Below are 23,881 nucleotides of genomic sequence, written 5' to 3'. Positions count from 1 at the left end.
CTTGTTGATACGCCTGTCCGCTATTGAACGAGCCGCGACCGGATTCCGTTAATCAATTGTTTTGATTTTTATATTACCACTATTCTAATGTGAGTTATTGGAGTGACACCGATATGGTGGGCTTTCCGAGAAAACTATTCCTGTTGGTGATCTTTTGTGCCTCCACGGCGCTGTTGAGCGCCTGTGAAGAACAGGACCAGTCCACGCAATCGCCCGAGTTCAGCGACGGCCCCGGCAACCAGGAGCAAATCTACGTTTTCGGCATACATCCACTACACAATCCCGAACGTCTGCACGAGATCTTCGGCCCCTTGATGCGCCACTTGGAAGCCAAAATTCCAGAAGCCAAATTCCGGCTGGAGGCATCTAGAAACTACGCTGCATATGACGAAAAACTGTATTCGGGAAAATTCCACTTCTCCCTGCCCAATCCGTTCCAAACCATCAACTCCCTCAAGCATGGCTATCGGGTGTTCGGGAAAATGGGGGACGATCACAATTTCCGGGGCATCATCCTGGTCAGAAAGGACTCCGGCATAGAGAAGGTCGAAGACCTCAAAGGCAAGCCGGTGAGCTTCCCGGCACCGTCCGCTCTGGCCGCGACGATGATGCCCCAGTTTTACCTTCAGACGAACGGCCTGGACGTCATGAAGGATCTCGATATCCGGTATGTCGGCTCCCAGGAATCCTCGATCATGAATGTCTTCCTGGGCGACACGGTTGCCGGCGCGACGTGGCCGCCCCCGTGGCGGTTGCTTGCGGCCGAACGTCCGCAACTATCCGAGGAACTGGAAATCAAATGGCAAACCGACCCTCTGCCGAATAATGGCCTTGTCGCCCGCGGCGACGTGGCCTCGGATCTGGTCGACGAAGTGGCCGCAGTCCTTTTCGGGCTGCACGAACATGAAGCCGGACGGGCTCTTCTCCATCGCATGGATCTGTCACGCTTCGAGCGGGCGGATAATGACACCTTCCAGTCCGTTGTCGATTTCGTTGAAGTCTTCGCCGAAACCGTCCGCCCGGTTGATTGAGGAACCGGCATGTCGATGATCAGAGGGCTGTTCACGAAGGTAGAGAGGTTTTGGACCGCGTCGATCCGACGGCAATTGATTTTGGGTATCATTGCCGTCCATGCCGTCCTGATGTCGATTTTCGTGTTCGACCTGGTTCACAGGCAGCAAGAATTCCTGTCTTCGCAGGGCGTCGCGCAAACCACGAGTTTGGCGGAGACCCTGGCCGCCAACAGCACGTCCTGGGTTCTTGCGGATGACGTCCTGGGATTGGAGGAAATCGTCGAATCGCAAAGCAAATATCCCGGCCTGCAATATGCGATGGTGGTCAGCCCGCTTGGCCGGGTCCTGGCACACAGCGATCGCCGTTTCGTCGGAAAGTTCCTGGCCGACGCCAACAGCAAGCGCCTGATCGGTGCCGAACATACGCCGCAAACGCTCAATCTCGGGAAGGATCTGATCGACATCGCGGCCCCGGTCCTGGCGAACGGTCAGCATATCGGCTGGGCCCGAGTCGCGATCTCACTCGATGACGTGAACAAGAGCCTGCAGATAGTCACGCGGGACGGGATAATCTACACGATCGTGGCAATCGCCATCGGAATACTGTTTGCGTATCTTCTCGCCCGTGGCCTCACACACACCCTTTCCCATATGGCATCCGTCGCCCAGGAATTACGCAACAAGGGCAGCCGGCAGCGCATCCAGATCATCCGGAATGACGAACTGGGGGTTCTGGCGAAAACGCTCAACAATCTCGCCGACGTTCTGCATGACCGCGAAAGCGAGTTGCGGCTGCACAGGGACAATCTGGAAAAGCTGGTGGAGGAGCGAACCAGCAGCTTGGAAAACGAGATCAAGGAACGCAAGCAGGTCGAGCGTGCCCTTAAGAACAGTGAAGAGCGAACGCGGATGCTGATCAACTCGGCCGGCGACGGGATCGTCTCGACCGACAAGGACGGCAATATCGTGCTGTTCAACAATGCGGCGGAGAAAATCTTCGGCTATTCCGTCGTCGAAGTAATGGGTAAGAACGTAAAAACGTTGCTGCCCGCTGCCGCCGCGGCAAATCATGACAGCCATATCAGGAACTTCACCACAACGAATCGCCCTTACGTCCTGGGTGACGAACGTCGGATCTACGCCAAGACGAAGAGCGACGAACTGATCCCGGTCGAAATCGCCATATCCACGCTGCATTTCGATGAGGAACAAACGTTTACGGCGATTGTCCGGGACATCACCGCCCGGATCGAATCCGAAGACCACCTGAAGGAAACCCTGTCCGAACTGAAACAGTCCCAGAAACGGCAGCAGAGAAGCGAAAAGCGTATCCGCCAGATATTGGACAGCGCACCGGCCGGCATTTCCGTGCTGAACAACGGAACCACGAAACGCTCTTATGCGAACCAGAAATTCTTTGAGATGTTCGGCGTCAACTCGCTGAAGGAAATAGAAGAATTCGGGTTCGCGAGGACATTCGTAAACCAGGAGGACTGCGAGACCGCCAAGCAATGCATCGAGAGCGGCAAGGGGTTCTCGCGTTTCGTCATGCAACGTCGCAACGTGCATGGAGACAGTTGGTGGGCCCTCTTGGACGCTATCCCGATCGAATTCGACGGAAAACCCAGCACCATTGTCTGGCACCTGGACATTACGGATCAGAAACTTGCCGAAGCGGAAATCGCTCAGGTGGAAAAAATGGCGTCCCTCGGGGCCCTGGTCGCGGGCGTGGCGCATGAGGTCAACACCCCGATCGGCGTCAGCGTCACCGCAATCAGCCATCTGAAGGAGCAAACCGACGCACTCAACAAATCCTTCTCTGAAGGGCGGATGACGAAAAGCGCCCTGGCATCCTTCATCGATGTCGCGACGCAATCGACGTCCATCATTTATTCGAACCTGTATCGGGCAGCGGATCTGATCCGCAGTTTCAAACAGGTCGCGGTCGACCAGTCCGGCGACGGCTTGCGGGAATTCAACCTGTTGGACTACATCCACGAAGTGTCCCAGAGCCTCGAACCCCAGTTCAAAAGGAATCCGGGCCTGACCGTTTCGATCGACGGCGACCCGGGGCTGGAGATGGGGAGCTATCCCGGCCCGATCGCGCAGATCCTGACCAACCTTGTCATGAATTCAGTGCTTCACGGCTTTCCCGACGGCGAAGGCGGCGAGATCTCTGTCCGAGCAACATCACAGGGATCGATGGCCCGCCTGCTCTACAAGGATACAGGCAGGGGCATTTCGGCCGACAATCTGCCCCGGATTTTCGACCCGTTCTTCACGACGAACCGGGCGAAAGGCGGCAGCGGTTTGGGCATGCATGTCGTCTACAATCTCGTGACCCGAAAACTGGGGGGAACGATCAAATGCTCCAGCGAGCCAGGCAAGGGCGTGGTTTTCGAGATCCTGGTTCCGCTGAAAATGCGCCATGATCCAGAAGAGCAGGCGACCTGAACGGCACACCTCTCCCCCTCCCAAATGACAAGGGCCTCCGCGTGGGAGGCCCTTTTTCTTTCCGCCGCCGTTGTCGGCGACCGGGTTCACCCGGCTTTCAGGGTCTCCGTCGAGACCGGCACGTTCACGCCCGGCAACTCTCCGGAGACCAGACCAGCCAGAAAACCACGATCCTCGATCGCCCCCGTCAGAACGAGCGCGAGAAGGCCGACCGCGATCACGGCCGTCACCTTGTTGCGGAAGTCCCGCCGGATGGCATCTTGATAGGCATAGTCGGTACGCATCTTGAACTCCATTCCGGATACGATCGGAGCCCCTCGCGACGAGTATATCAAAGCGTTGCCCCGGAAAGAATGGCTGCAACCGCGCAACGAGATGACCGGCATTTGCAATTCTGTACATCCGGTCAACAACCGTTGACAAAACGCCGGTCAATCATCTGCCGGACGGTGGATTTCCCCCCTCATTTGAGGATTGGGCCGCAAGATTTAACCTAATATTAGGGTATTCACATTATTTAATATCATTCGGGCTGCCGCGTGCGGTTCGTGAAAAGGGTTTTGACCGGCCATGTCATGCAAGAACGGGCCTCTCTCCGGCACCCGGAGGATGAGGAAACCAATCGGTCGTCGGGGATGTGAAATTGGTTGCGCGCCGTCGTCATGGCGCCGCCGTCTCCGCGCTCATGACTGTCGGACCGAAACCCGTGCGTCAATTGGACGAAGGGTTTCGAGGATGCATTTGCACCAGCGGTTCGACAGATGAGCGCCACGAGCGCCCTGTCCCGTCCCCTCGCCCGCGCACCGGACCGCAAAGCGGTGTCCGTGCGCCGCCGGTTGCTGTTTGCGATCGTAGGCGCCCCCCTCGCCCTCGCCTCGATCTTCTTCGTCGATGTTTTCTTCCGGCAGCAGAGCAACGCCCTCGACCAGGCCGTGAAACGAGCGCAAGGGCTTGCGCTGACCTTGGTGACGAACAGCACCGATCGGTTGTTCAACCTGGAAAACCTGCCGCGCTCCCTTGCCGAATATCCCGGCCTTGAAGCCGCTGCGATTCTCAGCCCCAAGGGTCTGATCCTGGCGCATAGCGAACCGGAACGGATTGCCGAATTCGTCAGCGACCCGCTGCTGACTGAGACCGCGGCGCTAAGAAACGTGCAAAATCAGGTCGTACAGGGCGACACCACGATCACGGTCCTGAGGCCCATCCTCTCCGGGACAAAACATGTCGGCTGGGCCAAGGTCGTCATCTCCAAGAGGGAACTGGAAAACGAATTTATCAAATCGCTCGAGATCGCGGCTCTCTATGCATTGCTGGTGATCGGGGGCGGCATCGCTTACGGCGTCTCGGTCACCGGCGGATTGTCGCGCCGGCTAGCGCATATGGTCGATGTGACGAACGCCTTTCGTGCCGGTGACAGCAGCGCGCGCATCCTCGCCGATCGGCCGGACGAGCTCGGCGAATTGGGCGCGGCCTTCAATGCCCTGGCGGATACGGTCAAAAATCGTGAAACCGAATTGCAGATGCATAAGGATCATCTGGAAAAAATCGTCCGGGAACGCACCCGGGATCTTGAGAACGAGGTCGCGGACCGAAAGCTCGCGCAGGAAGAATTGACCCGCTCGGAGGAACAGGTCCGGCAAATCGTCAACTCCGCCGGCGACGGCATCGTCGCCTTGGACCAAAGCGGCAAGATCGTGATCTTCAACACCTCCGCACAGACAATGTTCGGCTATTCGCCGATCGAGGTGATGGGACAGAACGTGAAATGTCTGATGCCCATGTCAGCCGCCGCCAACCACGATTCATTCATCGCCAAATTCGCCACACAGGACAAATCATACACGCTGGGTGATTCGAGGCGCATTTACGGCAAACGGAAGAACGGGGACGAGTTTCCGATAGAGGTCACCGTCTCCACCATGTTTATCGGCGAGGACCGGCTTTTCACCGCCATCGTGCGCGACATCACCGAACGGATCGCTGCGGAAGACCGCCAACAGGAGATCCTCCGGCAATTGAATAAGTCGACCAAGGAATTGCAGGAAAGCGAAGGGCGCCTGCGGCATCTGCTCGACAGTTCTCCCGCCGGCATTTCCGTGAAACGGATCGGGTCCGGAGAACGGCTCTACGGCAACGACCGCTTCCTGGAAATGTTCGCCATTGAGAGTTCCGCAGATCTGGATGCCTTCGGCGTGCGTAATTCATACGTAAGCGAAGAAGACTGGCAGTTGGTCGAGGGCAGCATCGAAGCCGGTAAGCCCCTCAGCAATGTCGTCATGGAAAGAAGACGGGTGAATGGCGAGCATTGGTGGGTTCAGCTCGATGCGATTCCGCTCAATTTCGAGGGCGAGCCGAGCATCGTGATCTGGCACCATGACATGACCGACCGTATCGCAGCCGAGGACCGGCAGAAGTCGATGCTGAAGCAATTGAACGACTCGACGAAGGAGTTGCAGAAAAGCGAAGAGCGACTGAGGCTTCTTTTCGACAGTTCGCCGGTTGGTATTGTCGCGATCAGCGTCGATAGCGGCCAACGTCTATACGCCAACTCCCGGCTTCTGGAGATGTTTGGCGTAGATACCATCGACGAACTCAACGAGTACGGTTTCGTCGATACTTTCGTTTCCCGGGAAGATTTCGAAACCACCAGAAAATTCGTCAAGACCGGAACCGCGTTCAAGCGTTTCGTCATGGAGCGCAAGAAAGTATCCGGCGAGCGTTGGTGGGCCCTGCTCGAAGCCGTTCCGACGACCTTCATGGGCGAAAAGGCCATCATCGTCTGGCACAACGACATCACCGAACAGAAGAAGGCTGACGCGGAGCTGAGCAGCCTGATGGAAAGCTCGCCTGTCGGCGTCTCCATCATCGGCGAGAAAATCGGAGAGCGCACATACGCGAACAAACAGTATCTCCGTCTTTTCGGGGCCGAGACGCTCGAAGAACTGACTGCGTACGGATACCCGAACACGTTCGTGTCACCTGAGGATTACAAATCCGCGCGTCAACATTTCGAAACAGGCGTGGGCGCCGACAGTTCGGTCATGGAACGTCGGAAGATTAATGGTGAAACCTGGTGGGCCAAGATCTTCGCGGTGCCGATAGAATTCCGCGGTCAAAAGACCTTCATTATCTGGTGTGCCGATATCACCGACCAGAAACAGGCCGAGGCGGAACTCGTACAGTCCGAAAAGCTCGCCTCCCTCGGCGGTCTGGTGGCCGGTGTCGCGCATGAGGTCAACACGCCGATCGGCATCAGCGTCACCGCGATCAGCCATTTGCACGAGCGTTGCGCCGACCTCAATGATCGGTTCGCCAGCGCAAGGATGAAGAAAAGCGACCTCGTGTCATTCCTCGAGACCGCAGACCAATCCTGCGGGATCGTCTCGTCCAATCTGAAACGGGCCGCGGACCTCGTGCGCAGTTTCAAACAAGTCGCCGTGGACCAATCCAGCGACGATGCCCGCTCATTCCGGCTGCGTGAGTACCTGGAAGAGGTAATGCGGAGCCTGCATCCCCAGCTGAAAATGAATACCGGCATTTCCGTCACTATCGAAGGCGACGAGATGCTTGAACTCGAAAGCTATCCCGGCCCCTTCGCCCAGGTCCTGACCAATCTCGTGATGAACTCGATCATTCACGCTTTCCCCGACAATGCGCCCGGCGAGATCAAGGTCGGGGTGGATAAAGACGGTGATGAGGCGCGCGTCATCTACACCGATACCGGCAAGGGCATACCGCCGGAGAACGTGAAAAGGATCTTCGACCCCTTCTTCACGACAAACCGAGGTGCCGGCGGCAGCGGTCTCGGCATGCACATCGTCTACAACCTGATAACGCAGAAACTTGGCGGCTCCATCGAATGCGAGAGCAAACCCGGCCAAGGCGTCAGTTTTGAAATTCGCGTCCCGTTGCGCTGTGGAGGAACCTCATGAACACCATCAACTTCGCTGACGACGATCTGCTGTTCGCCGACGACGACCAGCCCCAACCGTCGAACGACCGGACATGGAAGGTGATGCTCGTCGACGATGAACCGGACGTTCATGCGGTCACGCGCATGGCCTTGTCGGGGTTCACCTTCAACGGCAAGGAACTGGAATTCATATCGGTCTATTCCGGCACGGATGCCAAGAAGGCGATCGCCGAACACCCCGACACTGCGATCATGTTGCTGGATGTCGTGATGGAGACCGAGCATGCCGGCCTCGACGTCGCACGGTATGTTCGCGAGGAAGCGAAGAACAACTTCGTTCGCATCATCCTCCGGACCGGACAACCGGGCCAGGCGCCCGAAAGCCGGGTAATCACCGACTACGACATCAATGACTACAAGGAAAAGACGGAGCTGACCTCCAAGAAGCTCTTCACCTTGATGCACGCTTCGCTGCGGTCGTACCGGGACATCATTGCACTGGCCCACAACAAACGCGGCTTGGAGGACATCATCGAAGCCTCCGCGAATATTTTCGAACTGAAATCCATGGAACAGTTTGCCCATGGTGTCTTGGAACAACTGACCTCTCTACTGCATGTCGAAGAAGAAGCTTTCTATTGCAAGAGTGACGGCTTTGCCGCCAGTCAGACCGCTGAAGGGTTCCGCGTCGTCGCCGCCACCGGCGACTACCAGAATTATGTCGGCGAGTATTTGTCGAAGGATATTGCGCCGGAAATCCATTCCGAACTGGAGGAGGCCCTGAAAACGGCCGGGTCCAGTGTTACCGGCGACCGGTATATGGGCCGGATCGTAGGCAGCAACGGGAATGAGAACCTGTTATACCTGCGGGGCATAACGCGCGATATCAGCGACTTGGACCGCTCCCTGCTCGACGTGTTTCAACGCAATGTCACGATCGCCTTCGAGAATGTCGAACTGCATCAGGAGATCGAGCAGACACAACGCGAAATCGTCTACATGCTTGGCGAAGCGGTCGAGACACGGTCAAAGGAAACCGGGAACCACGTCAAACGCGTCGCCGAAATCAGTAAACTGATCGCGCTGAAATACGGACTGCCGACCGAAGAAGCGGAAATACTTCGGCTCGCCTCGCCGCTGCACGATCTGGGAAAGATCGGCATTCCGGACGCGATCCTGAACAAGCCGGGCAAACACACGCCGGACGAATGGGAAATAATGAAGACCCATGCGAAGCTCGGATACGACATGTTGAGGCATTCCAACAAACGCGTCCTTCGTGCCGGCGCCTTGATCGCGCGCGACCATCACGAGAAATGGAACGGCACAGGGTATCCGGAAGGCAAGAAGGCCGAAGAAATTCACATCTACGGCCGGATCACTGCCGTGGCCGACGTATTCGACGCGCTCGGCAGCGACCGCTGCTACAAGAAGGCCTGGCCGTTGGAGAAGATCATCGACCTGATGAATGAACAGAGCGGCCAGCATTTTGAGCCCAAAGTGGTCGACATCCTGTTGCAGAATCTCGACGACGTGAAAGCCATCTGCAATTCTTTCCCCGATGAAGGGACCGCTGCATGACGGGTTGAGGCCCCCATTCCCGGCACGTCTTTCGGCCCGCCGGCAGATGTTCGTTTTGGTGCCGCCACCGTCTCCTCGGGATGGCCGTGTAAGACGTACCCTTCCGGCATTTGTTCCTCTGGCCTACGCCCGCCACTTGTGCACATGACCTTAATCGATGTGACAATCTGTCCGTCGCGCGGCCGGTCCGTCGGCGTTTATCCGCCGTATCATGGGCACAAGCCTGTTTGAAGGAGGCCGAAATGTTGAAGACATCACTCTTCGCCTTAATCTTGATAACACCGGTTGCCGCCTTTGCGGACGGAATGTCCTCACCAGAGAGGATTGCGGAACACATCTTCAAGAACGCCGACAGCAACGGCGATGGAGAAATGACGCGGGCGGAACACGATGCCGCAAAATTGGCACGCTATGGGTCAACATTCGAAATGTTCGATATCGACAAGAATGAGCGGGTAACCTACCAGGAATATTTGGGCGTTTTCCTGCGCTACCATACAGGAAACGCCGGCAAGGACGCATGACACGCGTGTGCCCTGCGACACGCAAAAAGAGGAAATATCCGTGCCTGGAGACTGCAAATGCTAGGGTGGTTTGAAACCGGCGGTCGCTCTTTCCTGACGTCAATCCTGTTGGCGTCGGGTGTCATGGTAGCCGCCGGCTGCGCCGCCTCCGCGCGGAACGAGATGCCGACCATGGCCTCTGCCTGCGAGTCCGGTGGACGCTGGATCGATCCATCCACAAAACAGAGTCTGGATCCTCGTACCGTCTTTGCCGACCTCGCGAAGAAAGACGTCGTTCTGCTGGGTGAACAGCACACCGCGCGCGACCATCACCTGTGGCAAGCCCAGACAATCGCCGGGTTGCGGGCCTTATTGCCCGACCTTGTTTTGGGGTTCGAGATGTTTCCTCGTTCCGTCCAACCAGTGCTCGACGAATGGACATCCGGTAAGCTGGGGCGGAGGGAATTCCTGTCACGTAGTCGCTGGTCCGAAGTGTGGGGCTATGATCCCGCTTTCTACATGCCCATGTTCGACCAGGCCCGATTGAACAAAAATACGATGGTAGCGCTGAACGTGGACCGGTCGCTGATCGCGCAAGTCGGTCGTGAAGGATGGGCGTCCGTATCCGAGAAAGACCGGATGGGAATCACCGACCCGGCGCCGGCGAGCGCCTCCTATCGAGAGTCCTTGGCAAAGGTTTTTCTGGCCAAAATGCAGCATGGCGGCGGGAAACCGGCGGGTGAGGCCGCGGGGGCCGCAGACAAGGCGGCACCTGTCACGATGGAAAGCGTTCTGACCTCCAAGCCTTTCGATAATTTCGTTCAGGCACAGCTCACCTGGGATCGCGCCATGGCCGAAGCCTTGGCGGCGGCGAAGGAACAGAACCCGAAAGCCCTGGTCGTCGGTGTGATGGGACGCGGACATATCGATTACGGGCATGGTGTGCCGCATCAGCTTGCCGATCTGGGCGTGGAGAACGTCGCCGTGCTGGTTCCGGTGGAGGCCGGCGAGGATTGTCAAACCGTGCCATCCGACCTTGCCGATGCGGTCTTCGTCGTCGACCCGGCGACCGACACGGCGGTTGAAAGGCCGAAACCCCGTCTGGGCGTCGTCATCGAGGCTGTCGAGGACGGCATCCGCATTCTGAGGATTTCGCGGGGCAGCATCGCCGAGACCGCACAACTGGCCGAAGGGGATATCGTGACCTCAGCTGCCGGCGTGCCGGTGCGCCGGAACGGGGACCTTGTCGAGATCATCCAGCGCCAGGCACCGGGCACCTGGCTGCCGCTCGACATAAAACGCGGGGATGACACGCTCTCCGTCATCGCCAAGTTTCCGCCCTTACCGGGGGCGGCACGATGAAGGCCGTGCGCTGCTTCAGCGCATTTGCCGCTGTTTTTTACCTTTTTGCGGTATTTCCGGTCATGGCGGGCCCGGAACTTCCACATCATGACGCAACGGCCCTATTCGTTCCCGTCACACGGCAGCTCGATGTCTCCGATCGACTGACCATTCCTGCCACCACCGAGATCACCGTCGCCCTGACGGATTGGCTGCGCATCGATCGTGCCGAAGTCGACGGCGTTGCCCTGACCGTCGAACGTCAAGGCCGGCTCTGGCGCATTACCAACCCGGCTGGACCGATGGAGAGCGTTACGATCCATGCCGCCGGATCGGTTCCGGCCATGCCCCCGCCGGATCAACGCCGTCGCGCGGCCGGTGCCGCCGCCGATCCGGAAGAAGGCAGCTTTCTTCCCGGCTATGTCAGTTGGCTGCCGGATACCGGTTCTGAACAGGTTACCTATCGTCTGGCTGTGCGCGTCGTCGGAAAGCAGCGCGCTGTCGCAACCGGCCGGATCGTCTCCGAACAAGAGACGGAAGGCGGTTTCGACGCGGTATTCGCGGCCGACTATCCGACGGAACCGCCATCGCTCTTCATCGGCCCCTATGCGGTCGCGGAACGGAACATCGACGGCATTCGGCTGCGGACCTACTTCCACGAGGATATCGCTCAATCGTCGGATCATTACATTTCCCAGTCGGCCACCTATATCCGGCATTTCGCCGATGTGATCGGCCCCTACCCGTTCGACGACTTCCACATTGTTTCCGCCCCGCTGCCGGTCGGCCTCGGTTTTCCCAATATGACCTATATCGGGCGAACGATCGTTCCGCTGCCTTTCATGCGCGGTCGATCCTTGGCCCATGAGGTATTGCACAATTGGTGGGGCAACGGCGTTGCGATCGACTATGCGACCGGAAACTGGTCGGAGGGTTTGACGACCTATCACGCGGATTATGGTCTGGCCGTTCAGGATGGCGCGGACGCGGCGCGGGAAATGCGCCTTGGATGGCTGCGCGACTACGCTGCGTTGCCCGACAGCGACGATACCCCGGTGGCTGCCTTCGTCTCCAAGACACATCAGGCATCCCAGGTTATCGGCTACAACAAGGTAGCCCATGTCTTTCACATGTTACGGCAGGAAATCGGCTCCCCGGCCTTCGAAAAAGGAATCCGGCTTTTTTGGCGCGATCATAAATTCAGCCGCGCCGGTTGGTCCGATCTTCAAGACGCGTTCGAATCGGCGGCGGGCCGCGATCTCACCTGGTTCTTTACCCAGTGGATCAAACAATCTGGCGCGCCCCTGATTGAACTGGCCGAAACCCGGGTCATCAACGGCGCCGACGGTTACACGCTATCCATCACTCTGCGCCAGACCGGCAAGCCCTATACCCTGCGCATCCCCATCGTGATCGAGACACGCGACGGCATGGCTCGGGAATTCGTTTCGCTTTCCGCCCCGGAGGAAACCGTCACCATCAAACTTCCAAGCGCCCCGGAACATATCTCGGTCGATCCAGACTTCGATCTGTTCCGCCGCCTGTTGCCCGGGGAGAGCCCACCGATCATGCGCGACATAACACTGGCGCAGGCGATCGACGCGGTCGTCCTGGGCAATGACGAGGCGTTCAACACCGTCGCGCTGAAGCTCGTGAACAGGTTGTCCGGAAAGACGGTTCCGGCCGCCGAAGGCAAACCGGGACGGGCAACCATCGTCGTCGGAAAGGATGATGAAATCGGCCGCTATGCCGCGACCTATCTTGCCGCGGACGTACCGACCCGCGTCGCAGCGGGATCGGCCGCGGCCTGGTCCTTCCGCAGCGCCGACGGGCATCCGGTCCTGCTTATCCGCGGCAAGGATGCCGCTGCCGTCGAGGCCCTGCTGCGTCCGCTGCCCCATTACGGCAGCCGAAGCTTTGTGACGTTCGAAGGCCGCCGGGCACAGGACAAGGGCGTCTGGAAATCAGAGGAAAGCCCGCTTTCGCGAGATCTGACGGCGGTTGATTAGCTGGCGGCGGCAGGTTCCGGCGGTTCCGCGCCGGGCTTGGTTTGCGGCAGAATCTGGGTTTCACCGTCCTTCAGGATCACAACCAGATTTCGGCCGCCGCCTTTCGCCGCGTATAGCGCTTCGTCAGCCCGGTTCATCAGACTGTCCAGGCTGTCGTCGTCCTGCAGCATGGCCACGCCGATCGAAATGGTGACCGTCTGGCTGATATTGGCAGCTCTCATCTCAAACATCTCGGCCGCCATCGTATAGCGCAGCCGCTCCGCCACCACGAGCGCCACTTCCTCTTCCGTATCGGGCAGCACGGCGACAAATTCCTCGCCGCCCAGGCGCGCCACGGTATCCACGCTGCGCACGTGATCGATCACACGTCGGGAAAGTTCGACCAGAACCTCGTCCCCGGCCGCATGCCCATAGGTGTCGTTCACCTTCTTGAAGAAGTCGATATCGAACATCAGAAGGGCCAGCGGTTTACCGGTCTGCTTGTGACGTTCCATCATGCCGCCCAGATGCGCGGTCACGTAGCGACGGTTATAGAGGCCGGTCAGCGAGTCCGTCAGGGCCATGACGAGACTGCGCTCGTAATTGTCGCGCAGGCGCTCCTGATAACGCTGGCGTTTGATCTGGGTCCGCACCCGGGCGAGCAACTCGTTCCGGTCGATCGGCTTGATCAGGTAATCGTTGACGCCGAGGTCGAGGCCCTTGGCGACCTTTTCCATGTCATGTTCTTCGGCCACCAGAAGGATGGGCGTATAGCGCGTCCGTTCCATGGCGCGCAGATGACTGGTCAGGCGCAAAGCGTCTTGAGAGCGAAGATTCAGGTTCACGATGGCCAGATCGAAGGTCGGACCGGACATGGCCGCTTTCTGGGCTTCCTCGCCGTTCCGGGCGTGGACCAGATCCGCATTCTCGGTCTTCAGCGTTTCGCTGATTTTCATCCAGTCGATTTCGCCTTCCTCGATGATCAGGACCCGCGCACCCGTCGTATCCACGTCGGACATCGCCTTCTCTTCCTGAAGGACACCGAGCTGACCGGATGTCTGTTCACGCAGACGCCATTCATCGGTCAGCATTTTCAGCCGGACCAGTGAACGGACGCGCGCGAAGAGAGCGGTATCGTTCAAAGGCTTGGTGAGGAAATCGTCAGCGCCGGCTTCCAATCCGCGGATCCGATCGGCGTTGTCGGACAGCGCGGTCACCATCACGACGGGAATATGCGTGGTTTTCGGATCGTCCTTGATGCGGCGGCACACTTCGAACCCGTCCATGCCGGGCATCATCACGTCGAGAAGCACAATATCGGGCGCATTTTCCGCGATCGACGCCAGCGCGCTCGGTCCGTCGCCCGCCGTGACGACGTCAAAATATTCGCTGGTCAGCTTCGCTTCCAGCAGCTTCACGTTCGGAAGCAAATCGTCGACGACTAGGACGCGTGCAGTCATGGGGTTTCTTCGTCAGCCGATCAAGAAAGTCGTCGGCATACGACAGGATGGAGCCGTATGCCCGCGACAAACGGGAAAATCATCCAGTTTCTTCGGTTCGGCATATTTCTCGGTCCTGCTGACAATCAGAGGTTACTAATTCAGGAATCGGGCAACCGTTTCCAGAAAGTTGGTCACCGAGATCGGTTTGGCGATATAGGCTTCACATCCGCCTTCGCGAATTTTTTCCTCGTCGCCCTTCATGGCGAAGGCCGTCACCGCGATAATCGGAATGGCTTTCAGATCATCGTCTTCCTTGATCCACTTGGTCACTTCCAGCCCCGAGACTTCCGGCAGCTGAATGTCCATCAGGATGAGGTCCGGCCGTTCGGATCGCGCCATTTTCAGCGCTTCCATGCCGTCGCGGGTTTCGATGATGTCGTACCCCCTGGATTCCAACAGATCGTGGAAGAGCTTCATATTCAGCTCATTGTCCTCGACGATCATTACCTTATGCGTCATAGAACCCTCACTTGCAGAATGCCAAAAGCCCGACATGTCCGGCCGATTACCGTCAATGCAATGGCTCCCCTAACGGCTTGTTTCATGCTTGTTGCCCCGTTTTCCTTGCGGACCCCGAAAGCATCGATATATCAGCAAACTTACCAGTAGGTTAACATCGGTCTATCAGACTATCTCCTTAAACAAAACAAGCCAATTTCCTTGAAAGAACTTTTTGAAAGCTGACAGAACGACCAATGCGGATCGGGATCGACCTTGGCGGCACGAAAATTGAGGGCATCGCGCTCGACCGCGACGGCGGAATAGCCGCACGCCTTCGGATCGATGCGCCGCAAGGGCGGTATCATGACACGTTGTACGCGATAAAGAATGTCGTCGGCGCCCTTGAGACCGAGGTGGGACGCGCCTGTCCGGTGGGTGTCGGCATTCCCGGCACCGTCTCCCGCGATACGGGTCTGGTGAAGAACGCCAACTCCGTCTGGCTCATCGGCGAGCCTTTCGACCGGGATCTGCAGAAGGTTCTGGACCGGCCCGTGCGGCTCAGCAACGACGCCAACTGTTTCGCGCTTTCCGAAGCTGCCGACGGCGCCGCGGCGGGCGCGGCCGTCGTTTTCGGGGTGATCCTGGGAACCGGCGTCGGCGGCGGCCTCGTGGTCAATGGTGCGCTGGTCGACGGGCCGAACGGCATTACCGGCGAATGGGGCCATAATCCCCTGCCCTGGCCGCGGGATTCCGAGCGCCCCGGCCCGCTATGCTATTGCGGCAAACACGGCTGTATCGAAACTTTCCTGTCCGGGCCCGGCCTGTCGCGCGATCACCGTCTCCATACCGGGGCGGAGATTTCCGCGGCAGCTCTCGCGCGGGACGGCTCCGGCGCCGCGGCGGACAGCCTTGCGCGGTACGAGAACCGGTTGGCCCGGTCGCTCGCGCATCTGATCAACATCCTGGACCCCGACGTGATCGTCCTCGGCGGCGGGCTCTCGAACCTGGAAAGGCTGTACGCCAATGTCCCGCCGCTGCTGGCGGAATGGGTGTTTTCCGACCGGGTGAATACGCGGCTGCTGCCGCCGGTTCACGGCGATTCCAGCGGCGTGCGCGGCGCCGCCTGGCTCTGGCCGGGGGATTGAGCGATGCCCGACGCCGCGGATTGCCTGTGCCGGGACTGCCTGCATGTCTGGACCGCGCCCGGCGAAGACGATGAGGGGACGGACGGGACGGACGGCGGGGGGCAAGTGCGGCAGGCCGCGCTGCTCTGCCCCGAATGCCGCTCGCGCCGGACCAAGCGGCATCCGGAGCTGCACGGCCTCGGCATCGCCCATATCGATTGCGACGCCTTTTATGCCTCGGTCGAGAAACGCGACAACCCGGAAATCCGCGACAAGCCGGTGATCGTCGGCGGCGGGCGGCGCGGCGTCGTCTCGGCAGCCTGTTATGTCGCGCGGATGTACGGCGTGCGGTCGGCCATGCCGATGTTCAAGGCCCTGCAGGCCTGTCCGGACGCGGTGGTGATCCGCCCGAATATGGAGAAATACTCCCAGGTCGGCCGCGAAATCCGCCGGATGATGCTGGACGTCACCCCTTTGGTACAGCCGCTTTCCATCGACGAGGCTTTCCTGGACCTGACCGGAACCGAGCATCTGCACGGCGGCAGTCCGGCGCGGACTCTGGCGGGATTGGTGCGGCGAATCGAGCGGGAGGCGGGGGTGACGGCCTCGATCGGGCTCAGCTACAACAAATTCCTCGCCAAGGTCGCCAGCGACCTGGACAAACCGCGCGGATTCGCGGTGATCGGAGAGGCCGAAGCGCTTGATTTCCTGACCGAAAAACCGGTGAAGATGATCTGGGGCGTGGGCAAGGCGCTGGAGCGGAAACTGCACCAGGACGGCGTGTCGACCATCGGCCAGCTGCGCGACATGCCACTGAAAAACATGATACAGAGATACGGCTCCATGGGCGAAAGACTGTATCACTTTTCGCGTGGCAAGGACGACCGCAAGGTCGACCCCAATTCCGAGACCAAGAGCATCTCGAACGAGACCACCTTCGCCGAGGACCTGTCCGATTTTCAGGAACTGGCGCATATCCTGTGGCCGCTATGCGAGAGCGTCGCGCGCCGGCTGAAGAAACACGGATTTTCCGCCGGCAGCGTTCAATTGAAACTGCGCACCTCGGATTTCAGGATTCTGACCCGCAGCCGCAAACTCTCCACCCCCACCCAATTGGCCGAAATTTTATTCCGGCAGGGGCTGGAGCTTTTGGAAAAAGAGGCGGATGGTCGCCGCTACCGGCTGCTGGGCATCGGCGGCGCGGATCTGGGCCCGCCGGAAGACGCGGACGTGCCCGACCTGGCCGATCCCGACCGGGACAAGGCCGCCAAACTGGAGCGTGTGATGGATGAGATCCGGGAGAAACTGGGCAGCGATGCCGTGATCAAGGGGCGCTCGCTGTGACGGCCCTGACCCCCGCCCATCCGCAAACGACGAGCGACGACAATTTCCGCGGCGCCGCCTTCATGGCGCTGTCGATGGCCGGATTCGTCTGCAACGACGCCGCGATCAAGTGGATTTCCGGCGATCTGACGATCTTCCAGATCCTGTTCCTGCGCGGTCTGTTCACCATCCTGCTGGTCGGCGCCCTGGCCTATTTCCGCAACGAGCTGTTCTTCCGCCCGACACGGCGCGAAGCCGGGTTGATCCTGCTGCGCGTGATCGGCGAGGTGGCCGGCGCCTTCTGTTTCCTGACCGCTTTGTTCAACATGCCGCTGGCCAATGCCTGGGCGATCATGCAGGCGATGCCGCTGACCGTCACCTTCGGCGCGGCGCTGTTCCTGGGCGAGAAGGTCGGCTGGCGGCGCTATACCGCCGTCTTCATCGGATTCCTCGGCGTCATGGTGATCGTCCGCCCCGGCATGGAGGGGTTCAACAGCTATGCCCTGTGGGCCGTCGTCGCGGTCGGGTTGATCTCGATCCGCGATCTCGCCACCCGCGGCCTGCCGCGGACCGTGCCCTCGCTCTATATCACCCTGACGACCGGGATCGGCGTCACCCTCGCCGCCGGCCTGTGCCTGCCCTTCACCGAATGGCACCCGGTCGAGATCGGGCATCTCGGCTATCTGGCGCTGGCCACCTGCCTGCTGACCATCGGCTATCTGTTCGGCGTGATGGCGATGCGGCAGGGCGAGATCGGCTTCGTCCAGCCCTTCCGCTATACGATCGTGATCTGGTCGACCATCGTCGGCTTCCTGGTCTTCGGCGATCTGCCCGATTTCTGGACCCTGGTCGGCACCGCGATCGTCGTCGGCATGGGCTTTTACACCTTCCACCGGGAAAGACTGCTTGCGAAGCGGGCGGTACGGGCGCACCGTTCGGCCCAGGAAACGCCCCGCAGCTGAACGACGCATCCGATTTCCGATCGAACGATAGGCCCATGGATCTATCGGCCCGGCACCACCCCGTGCCCTTCCAGGGGACGCGCCATTTCAGACCAGCGGCAAAAGCAAGAACGAGAAGACCATCATGGCCGCCGAGCCCAATACCCGAACCGCCGCCCCCGGCGCGGAGCCGACCGCTGCCGACGAAAACTTCCGCGGCGCGCTTTTCATGGCCATATCGATGGCCGGATTCGTCTGCAACGACGCCACGATGAAGTGGATTTCCGGCGAGCTCAATCTGTTCCAGATCGTCTTCCTGCGCGGGCTTTGCACCATCGTCATGATCGGCGCCCTGGCATATTGGCGCGGCGACCTGTTCTACCGTCCAGACCGCCGCGACGCGCGCATCCTGACCCTGCGCCTGTTCGGCGAGGTCGGCGGGACCTTCTGTTTCCTGACCGCTTTGTTCAACATGCCGCTCGCCAATGCCTCGGCCATTCTGCAGTCCCTGCCGCTTGTGGTCACGCTGGGCGCCGCCCTGTTCCTGGGCGAGAAGGTCGGCTGGCGGCGCTATACGGCGATCTTCATCGGTTTCCTGGGCGTGTTGATCATCGTCCGACCCGGCATGGAGGGGTTCAACGCCTTCGCGCTATGGGCCGTGGCGGCGGTCTTTTTCGTCACCATCCGCGACCTTTCCACCCGCAGCCTGAGCCGCGGCGTCCCCTCGATGTTTGTCACCCTGACCACGGCGGTCGGCGTTACCGTCACGTCCGGCCTGTGCCTGCCTTTCGCGGAATGGAAACCGGTCGAAGCCGGCCATTTCCTGTTCCTCGGCGGCGCCGCCGTCCTGGTCTTCATCGGCTATCTGTTCGGCATCATGGCGATGCGGCACGGCGAGATCGGCTTCATCTCCCCCTTCCGCTATACGATCATGGTCTGGGCGATCCTGCTCGGCCTGATCGTCTTCGGCGAAGTGCCGGATCTATGGACCCTGATCGGCACCGGCATCGTCGTCGGCATGGGCATCTATACCTTCTATCGCGAAAGGGTGCGCCATGCCGGAATCCTGAGCCGGGTCGCGCGCCGGCGCTGACACCCCGAACCGCACGCAGAACCGGCACCCTTCCCCGGGTTCCGCGGATTCCGCGGATTCCGGGGCAGGGCGGTTAACGTCGACTTAATGATTTTTACCTAATATCCGCAGCCTTACTGTCCGTTGGGTCGCCTGTCTTCGCGGCACGGTCCAATCATTTGGAGATTTCCTTGCCCTGGCGCATGCAACTCGCCCTGGTCGCGGCCTTCTGCCTTCTCGCCTTCGCCGGTTTCGCGGGATTGGGCTGGCAACGAATCCTGGAAGGCCAGCGCGCGGCCGAGCGAATCCAGACGGTCCTGCTGCCCGAGATAACGGTGCTGGAGGAAATGCATACCGGCGCCCTGGAAGTCATCTCCTCCACCAACGAAGTGATCCTGATCCGCGTCATCGAGGTTCATCTGGACCATCTCGGCATCGACGGTGAGGACCGGGAGGAAACCGAGGAGGAGGAAGAAGAGCAGGAGTTGCAGCAGGTCGCGGCGGGCCGGGAGAAATTCCTGGCCGGGATGCAGCACTTTACCGCCCTTGCCGGCGAGGGCCCGATGTCGCGGCAGATCCAGGTGCGTTGGAACGCGGTCGAGACCGCCAGCGGCGCAATCCTCGCCGAAACCGCGACCGGCATCCACATTCAACGGGTCGACGAGCTTCGCGAGGACCTGGAAGACGCGGAAATCGCCATGATGACCCTGCTGTCCGATCTGATCGATCAGACCACGGCGGCGAATTTCAGAAACCTGGAGGCGGCGACCGCGACGGTGCAGGAATCGGCGCGCTTCTTCACCCTGGTCGCGGCCGTCGGCACCCTGACCCTGATCGGCTTCGCCCTGTTCACCGTCCGCTCCCTGCGGCGCCGCGAAAGCCTGCTGGAGGACTTGCAGGCGGAAACCGACAAGACCGCCGCGGCCCTGGAAGACGCGGAACACGCCCGCAACGAGGCGATCCGCCTGAGCCAGGCAAAGACCGAATTCCTGGCCATGATGAGCCACGAGATCCGCACCCCCATGAACGGCGTCATCGGCATGCTGGAACTGATGAAGGATACCGATCTGACCGGGGAGCAGGAGGAATTCGTTCGCATCATCGACGGGTCGGCCGCGGCGCTGCTGACCGTCATCAACGATATCCTGGACCTGACCCGCATTCAGGCCGGCCGGGTCGACCTGCGGCCGGAACCGGTCGAGGTCAAGGAACTGGTCTGTTCCGTCGCCAGTCTGGTCCGCGCCACGACCAAGAAGAAGGGCATCGCCCTTTCCGTCGATTTCGACGAAACCGCCCCGCGCCTGGCGCAGTTGGACCCGGTGCGCATGCGGCAGGTCCTGACCAATATCGTCGGTAACGCGGCCAAGTTCACCGATGCCGGGTCGATCGACATTTCGGTCTGGTCGAGTCATTGCAAGACCCTGAACGGCCCGGCCCTGTATATCGCCGTCAACGATACCGGTCCGGGGATCGAGGACGAGAAGCTGGCGGAAATCTTCGACGCCTTCACCCAGTCGGACAGTTCCCTGAGCCGCCGCCACGAGGGCACCGGCCTGGGCCTGAGCATCGCCAAGGGGCTGATCGAGGCGATGGGCGGATTCGTTTCCGTCACCTCCCGCCTGGAGGTCGGCTCCACCTTCACCATCGGCGTGCCGCTGATCGCCGTCGCGCCGGAAGCCGACGGGGAAGACAGCCAAACCGCGGCAAGCGGCGGGACCGGAGCGGCTTCGGACGCTCTGCCTGCCCCGGCCCCCGCCTCCGCCACTGCCGTCGCCCCCACGGCGCCGGCGGGACGGGTCGACGTGCTGGCGGTCGACGACAACCCAACCAACCTGCTGGTCGCCGAAAAGCTGGTCGAATCGCTGGGCTATACCGTGGCGACCGCCGCGGGCGGCGAGGAAGCCCTGCAGATCGCCCGGCGCACGGAATTCGACCTGATCCTGATGGATCTGCAGATGCCCGAAATGGACGGTTTCCAGACCATGGAGGCGATCCGCCGGGCACTGGCCGAGGCCGGGGAATACCGACCGATGCCGCCGGTCGTCGCCATGACCGCCCATGCCAGCCGGATCTTCGCGGAGGAGAGCCTTGAACGCGGCATGGTCGAACACCTCTCCAAACCCTTGACCAAGCCGGCTTTAGCCTCTTGTCTTGAACGGTATCTGGGCGCGCCCGCCGACTAGGTCGGAACAGTTCCGATCCGGTGGGGGCCGATCCGGCACCCCCTGCCCCGCTTCCGTCTGGAATTGGGGGGCTCAAACGACACAGCGAGACGGGCCCGATCCTGATCGATGGGCGGCCCGGGAAAGGAACCGATTGTGAGCGGCAAGCCCAAACTGTTGGTTACGCGCCTGACCCCGCCGAATGTGGAAGCGCGCATCGCCCGCGACTATGACGCCATCACCAATCCGGAAGACGTCATCTGGTCCACCGCCGAACTGCTCTCCAAGGCGGAAGGGTGCGACGCCATCCTGTGTTCCCCGACCGAACCGATGCCGGCGGATGTGATCGACCGCCTGCCCGACAGCGTGAAGATGCTGGCCACCTTCTCCGTCGGTTACGACCAGATCGACATCGCCGCCGCCACCCGGCGCGGAATCAAGGTGGGCAATACGCCGGACGTGCTGGACGACGCCACCGCCGATATCGGCATGCTCTGCCTGCTGGGCGCGGCGCGTATGGCGCATAACGCGACCACGGTCCTGCGCAGCGGCCAGTGGAAACGGTGGGAGCCGACGGGCCTGCTGGGCACCCATGTCACCGGCAAGCGGCTGGGCATTCTCGGCATGGGGCGGATCGGCCGGGCGCTGGCCAAACGCGCCCGCGGCTTCGACATGGAAATCCATTACAGCAACCGCAGCCGCCTGGCCCCGGAACTGGAACAGGGCGCAACCTTTCATGCCGACCCGGAAGACATGCTGCCGCATTGCGATTTCATCAGCTTCAATTGTCCGCTGACCGACAAGACCCGGCATTTCCTGAACGCGGAACGGATTGAGAAACTGCCCCAGGGCGCGGTGGTGGTGAACACGGCGCGCGGCCCGGTGGTGGATGACAAGGCCGTGATCGCGGCCCTGAAATCGGGCCGGATCGCGGCGGCGGGACTGGACGTGTTCGAGGACGAGCCTAACTTCAACCGGGCGTATCTGGACCTGCCCAACACCTTCCTGCTGCCGCATATCGGCTCGGCCACGGTGGAGACGCGGGACGCCATGGGCTTTTTGTGCCTGGACAATCTGGATGCGTTTTTCGCGGGTAGGCCGCTACCGGCCGCCGTGAACTAGACGGGCCTCCCTCCCGGGCGGCTCGGATGGGAACAAGGGCTGAAACCTGAGGGGGTGCATCATGGCCGAGAAAGCATTGATCGTCGGAACCGGAACGGGCCTGTCGGCCAGTCTGGCGCGTCTTTTCAAAAAAGAGGGAATGGAGGTCACCATCGCCTCCCGCAACCCGGACAGGAACGCCGACCTTGCCGGCGCCTTGAGCGCCCGGAACTATGCCTGCGATGCGTCGGACATCGACAGCGTCGCCGCCCTGTTCGAGCAGTTGGACGCGGACGGCGCGACGCCCGACCTGGTCGTCTACAACCCCTCGGCCCGGGTGCGCGGACCGGTGACCGACCTGGACCCGGTGGCCGTCCGCGACGCGGTGCTGGTCACCGCCTATGGCGCCTTCCTGGTCGCCCAGCAGGCGGTGAAACGGATGGAGGCGAAGGGCGGCGGCACGATCCTGTTCACCGGCGCCAGCGCGGGCGTGAAGGGCTATCCCAATTCAAGCTGCTTCGCGATGGGCAAGTTCGGCCTGCGCGGCCTGTGCCAGTCCCTGGCCCGCGAGCTTCAACCCAAGAACATCCACATCGCCCATTTCGTCATCGACGGCGGCATCGAAAGCGCCGCCCGCCCGGTTCCGGCGGACAAGCCCGACAGCCTCCTCAACCCCGACGCGATTGCGGAAACCTATCTGCATGTCTACCGCCAACACCGCAGTGCGTGGACCTGGGAGATCGAGTTACGGCCTTGGGTGGAGAGTTTTTAGGGACTTGGTTCGATCAGCGGAAAGCGCAAACTGCGAAAGGATGCTAAAGGCACCTAAATCGGCAGCAAAGTTCTTGTGGCAATTGAAGCGTAGGCTGGTCAAAGATTTGCAAACCTAAAAGTACCCGACCTTTTTCAAGAAACTTGTAAAAGAACAGTTTCTATTCCGATACAATTCTAGGCCTTGAACCAGCAATTCTGTCTTTTCCGCCAGCGAAGTCTTATCGAGCCCCTTCTGGTAATTTGGCCACGCATTTACCAAAAACTGTCTTGCCCGCTCCGCACCAATACTTAGATCGCAAGCTACTAATCGACCAAGAAACGCTTCGAAATTGTCGTTGGCAATTATTGGCTCTATGCCTTCACGCCTCGCCAATTGTAGTGCTGCAGCTTTCTTACCTTCCCACTTGTCATCATCCACCATTACCCAACACGACCGGAACTTGCCTGATGCTTTTTGCAATCGGTTCATTTCAGATATTGCTTTTCTTACAACTTCAAAACCATCGCCCTCGGTACACCTCGAACGAGACAGTGCAACATCCCTTCCCGTATTGTTCATATGTTGATGAAACCAAGCGACAAAACCAACCTCACTTTGGCCTTCGCATCCTACAAAGTGGGTCGGTTTTCTTTTTATCTTCACGATCC

At 60.2% G+C, this 23,881-nt stretch carries 18 protein-coding genes; 14 read left to right on the top strand and 4 right to left on the bottom strand.

Annotation, left to right across the window (positions count from 1 at the left end; translation table 11 throughout):
• The first annotated feature begins 113 nt into the window (after positions 1-113).
• Both ACQK2G_RS04480 and ACQK2G_RS04475 read left to right on the top strand, forming a co-directional pair.
• Positions 114-1,031 (top strand): phosphate/phosphite/phosphonate ABC transporter substrate-binding protein, encoded by a 918-nt coding sequence (locus ACQK2G_RS04480; protein WP_425403823.1) that lies wholly within the window; start codon positions 114-116, stop codon positions 1,029-1,031.
• Positions 1,032-1,040: 9 nt separating this feature from the next.
• Positions 1,041-3,467 carry a PAS domain S-box protein gene (locus ACQK2G_RS04475; protein ID WP_425403822.1) on the top strand — a complete coding sequence of 809 codons (2,427 nt, stop codon included), beginning with the start codon at positions 1,041-1,043 and terminating at the stop codon, positions 3,465-3,467.
• Positions 3,468-3,553: 86 nt separating this feature from the next.
• Here ACQK2G_RS04475 and ACQK2G_RS04470 read toward each other — a convergent pair whose 3' ends face one another.
• The gene (locus ACQK2G_RS04470) at positions 3,554-3,751 is read right to left on the bottom strand and encodes a hypothetical protein (protein ID WP_425403821.1); all 198 of its coding nucleotides are present in this window, start codon (positions 3,749-3,751) and stop codon (positions 3,554-3,556) included.
• 477 nt (positions 3,752-4,228) lie between these two features.
• Here ACQK2G_RS04470 and ACQK2G_RS04465 point away from each other — a divergent pair, with 477 nt between their 5' ends.
• From ACQK2G_RS04465 to ACQK2G_RS04445, 5 genes are all read left to right on the top strand, one after another.
• On the top strand, positions 4,229-7,399 hold the full coding sequence (locus ACQK2G_RS04465) for a PAS domain S-box protein (RefSeq protein WP_425403820.1): 3,171 nt from the start codon (positions 4,229-4,231) through the stop codon (positions 7,397-7,399).
• Positions 7,396-8,961 (top strand): DUF3369 domain-containing protein, encoded by a 1,566-nt coding sequence (locus tag ACQK2G_RS04460; RefSeq protein WP_425403819.1) that lies wholly within the window; start codon positions 7,396-7,398, stop codon positions 8,959-8,961. The genes ACQK2G_RS04465 and ACQK2G_RS04460 overlap by 4 nt, the downstream gene beginning before the upstream one ends.
• Positions 8,962-9,203: 242 nt before the next feature.
• Positions 9,204-9,485 (top strand): EF-hand domain-containing protein, encoded by a 282-nt coding sequence (locus tag ACQK2G_RS04455; protein WP_425403818.1) that lies wholly within the window; start codon positions 9,204-9,206, stop codon positions 9,483-9,485.
• A 57-nt stretch (positions 9,486-9,542) separates the two neighbouring features.
• The gene (locus ACQK2G_RS04450; protein WP_425403817.1) at positions 9,543-10,826 is read left to right on the top strand and encodes a ChaN family lipoprotein; all 1,284 of its coding nucleotides are present in this window, start codon (positions 9,543-9,545) and stop codon (positions 10,824-10,826) included.
• 62 nt (positions 10,827-10,888) lie between these two features.
• Positions 10,889-12,814 (top strand): M1 family metallopeptidase, encoded by a 1,926-nt coding sequence (locus ACQK2G_RS04445; protein WP_425403816.1) that lies wholly within the window; start codon positions 10,889-10,891, stop codon positions 12,812-12,814.
• Here ACQK2G_RS04445 and ACQK2G_RS04440 read toward each other — a convergent pair.
• Together ACQK2G_RS04440 and ACQK2G_RS04435 are read right to left on the bottom strand one after the other, a co-directional pair.
• Positions 12,811-14,253: a PleD family two-component system response regulator gene (locus ACQK2G_RS04440; RefSeq protein ID WP_425403815.1), complete on the bottom strand. Its 1,443-nt coding sequence runs from the start codon at positions 14,251-14,253 to the stop codon at positions 12,811-12,813. The two genes, ACQK2G_RS04445 and ACQK2G_RS04440, sit on opposite strands and share 4 nt — an antisense overlap.
• A 135-nt stretch (positions 14,254-14,388) precedes the next feature.
• Positions 14,389-14,754 (bottom strand): response regulator, encoded by a 366-nt coding sequence (locus ACQK2G_RS04435; RefSeq protein WP_127763742.1) that lies wholly within the window; start codon positions 14,752-14,754, stop codon positions 14,389-14,391.
• A 236-nt stretch (positions 14,755-14,990) separates the two neighbouring features.
• Here ACQK2G_RS04435 and ACQK2G_RS04430 point away from each other — a divergent pair, with 236 nt between their 5' ends.
• The 7 genes from ACQK2G_RS04430 (at position 14,991) to ACQK2G_RS04400 (ending at position 23,231) form a co-directional block, all read left to right on the top strand.
• The gene (locus ACQK2G_RS04430) at positions 14,991-15,881 is read left to right on the top strand and encodes an ROK family protein (RefSeq protein ID WP_425403814.1); all 891 of its coding nucleotides are present in this window, start codon (positions 14,991-14,993) and stop codon (positions 15,879-15,881) included.
• Positions 15,882-15,884: 3 nt separating this feature from the next.
• Positions 15,885-17,204, top strand: a complete 1,320-nt coding sequence (locus ACQK2G_RS04425; protein ID WP_425403813.1) for a DNA polymerase IV — start codon at positions 15,885-15,887, stop codon at positions 17,202-17,204.
• Positions 17,201-18,145, top strand: a complete 945-nt coding sequence (locus tag ACQK2G_RS04420) for a DMT family transporter (protein WP_425403812.1) — start codon at positions 17,201-17,203, stop codon at positions 18,143-18,145. The genes ACQK2G_RS04425 and ACQK2G_RS04420 overlap by 4 nt, the downstream gene beginning before the upstream one ends.
• 124 nt (positions 18,146-18,269) lie before the next feature.
• Positions 18,270-19,217, top strand: coding sequence for a DMT family transporter (locus ACQK2G_RS04415; protein WP_425403811.1), 948 nt, complete (start codon positions 18,270-18,272; stop codon positions 19,215-19,217).
• Between the two features lie 170 nt (positions 19,218-19,387).
• On the top strand, positions 19,388-21,379 hold the full coding sequence (locus ACQK2G_RS04410) for an ATP-binding protein (protein WP_425403810.1): 1,992 nt from the start codon (positions 19,388-19,390) through the stop codon (positions 21,377-21,379).
• 135 nt (positions 21,380-21,514) lie between these two features.
• Positions 21,515-22,480: a 2-hydroxyacid dehydrogenase gene (locus ACQK2G_RS04405; protein WP_425403809.1), complete on the top strand. Its 966-nt coding sequence runs from the start codon at positions 21,515-21,517 to the stop codon at positions 22,478-22,480.
• 61 nt (positions 22,481-22,541) lie between these two features.
• The gene (locus ACQK2G_RS04400; protein WP_425403808.1) at positions 22,542-23,231 is read left to right on the top strand and encodes an SDR family NAD(P)-dependent oxidoreductase; all 690 of its coding nucleotides are present in this window, start codon (positions 22,542-22,544) and stop codon (positions 23,229-23,231) included.
• Positions 23,232-23,345: 114 nt separating this feature from the next.
• Here ACQK2G_RS04400 and ACQK2G_RS04395 read toward each other — a convergent pair whose 3' ends face one another.
• Positions 23,346-23,876 carry an RloB domain-containing protein gene (locus ACQK2G_RS04395; RefSeq protein ID WP_425403807.1) on the bottom strand — a complete coding sequence of 177 codons (531 nt, stop codon included), beginning with the start codon at positions 23,874-23,876 and terminating at the stop codon, positions 23,346-23,348.
• Positions 23,877-23,881: the final 5 nt, after the last annotated feature.

The sequence above is a fragment of the Hwanghaeella sp. genome (assembly GCF_965227365.1).
Lineage (GTDB): Bacteria > Pseudomonadota > Alphaproteobacteria > UBA8366 > Aestuariispiraceae > Hwanghaeella.
Note: the sequence above shows the minus strand (reverse complement) of the source record. Positions and strands in the feature narration are given on the sequence as shown.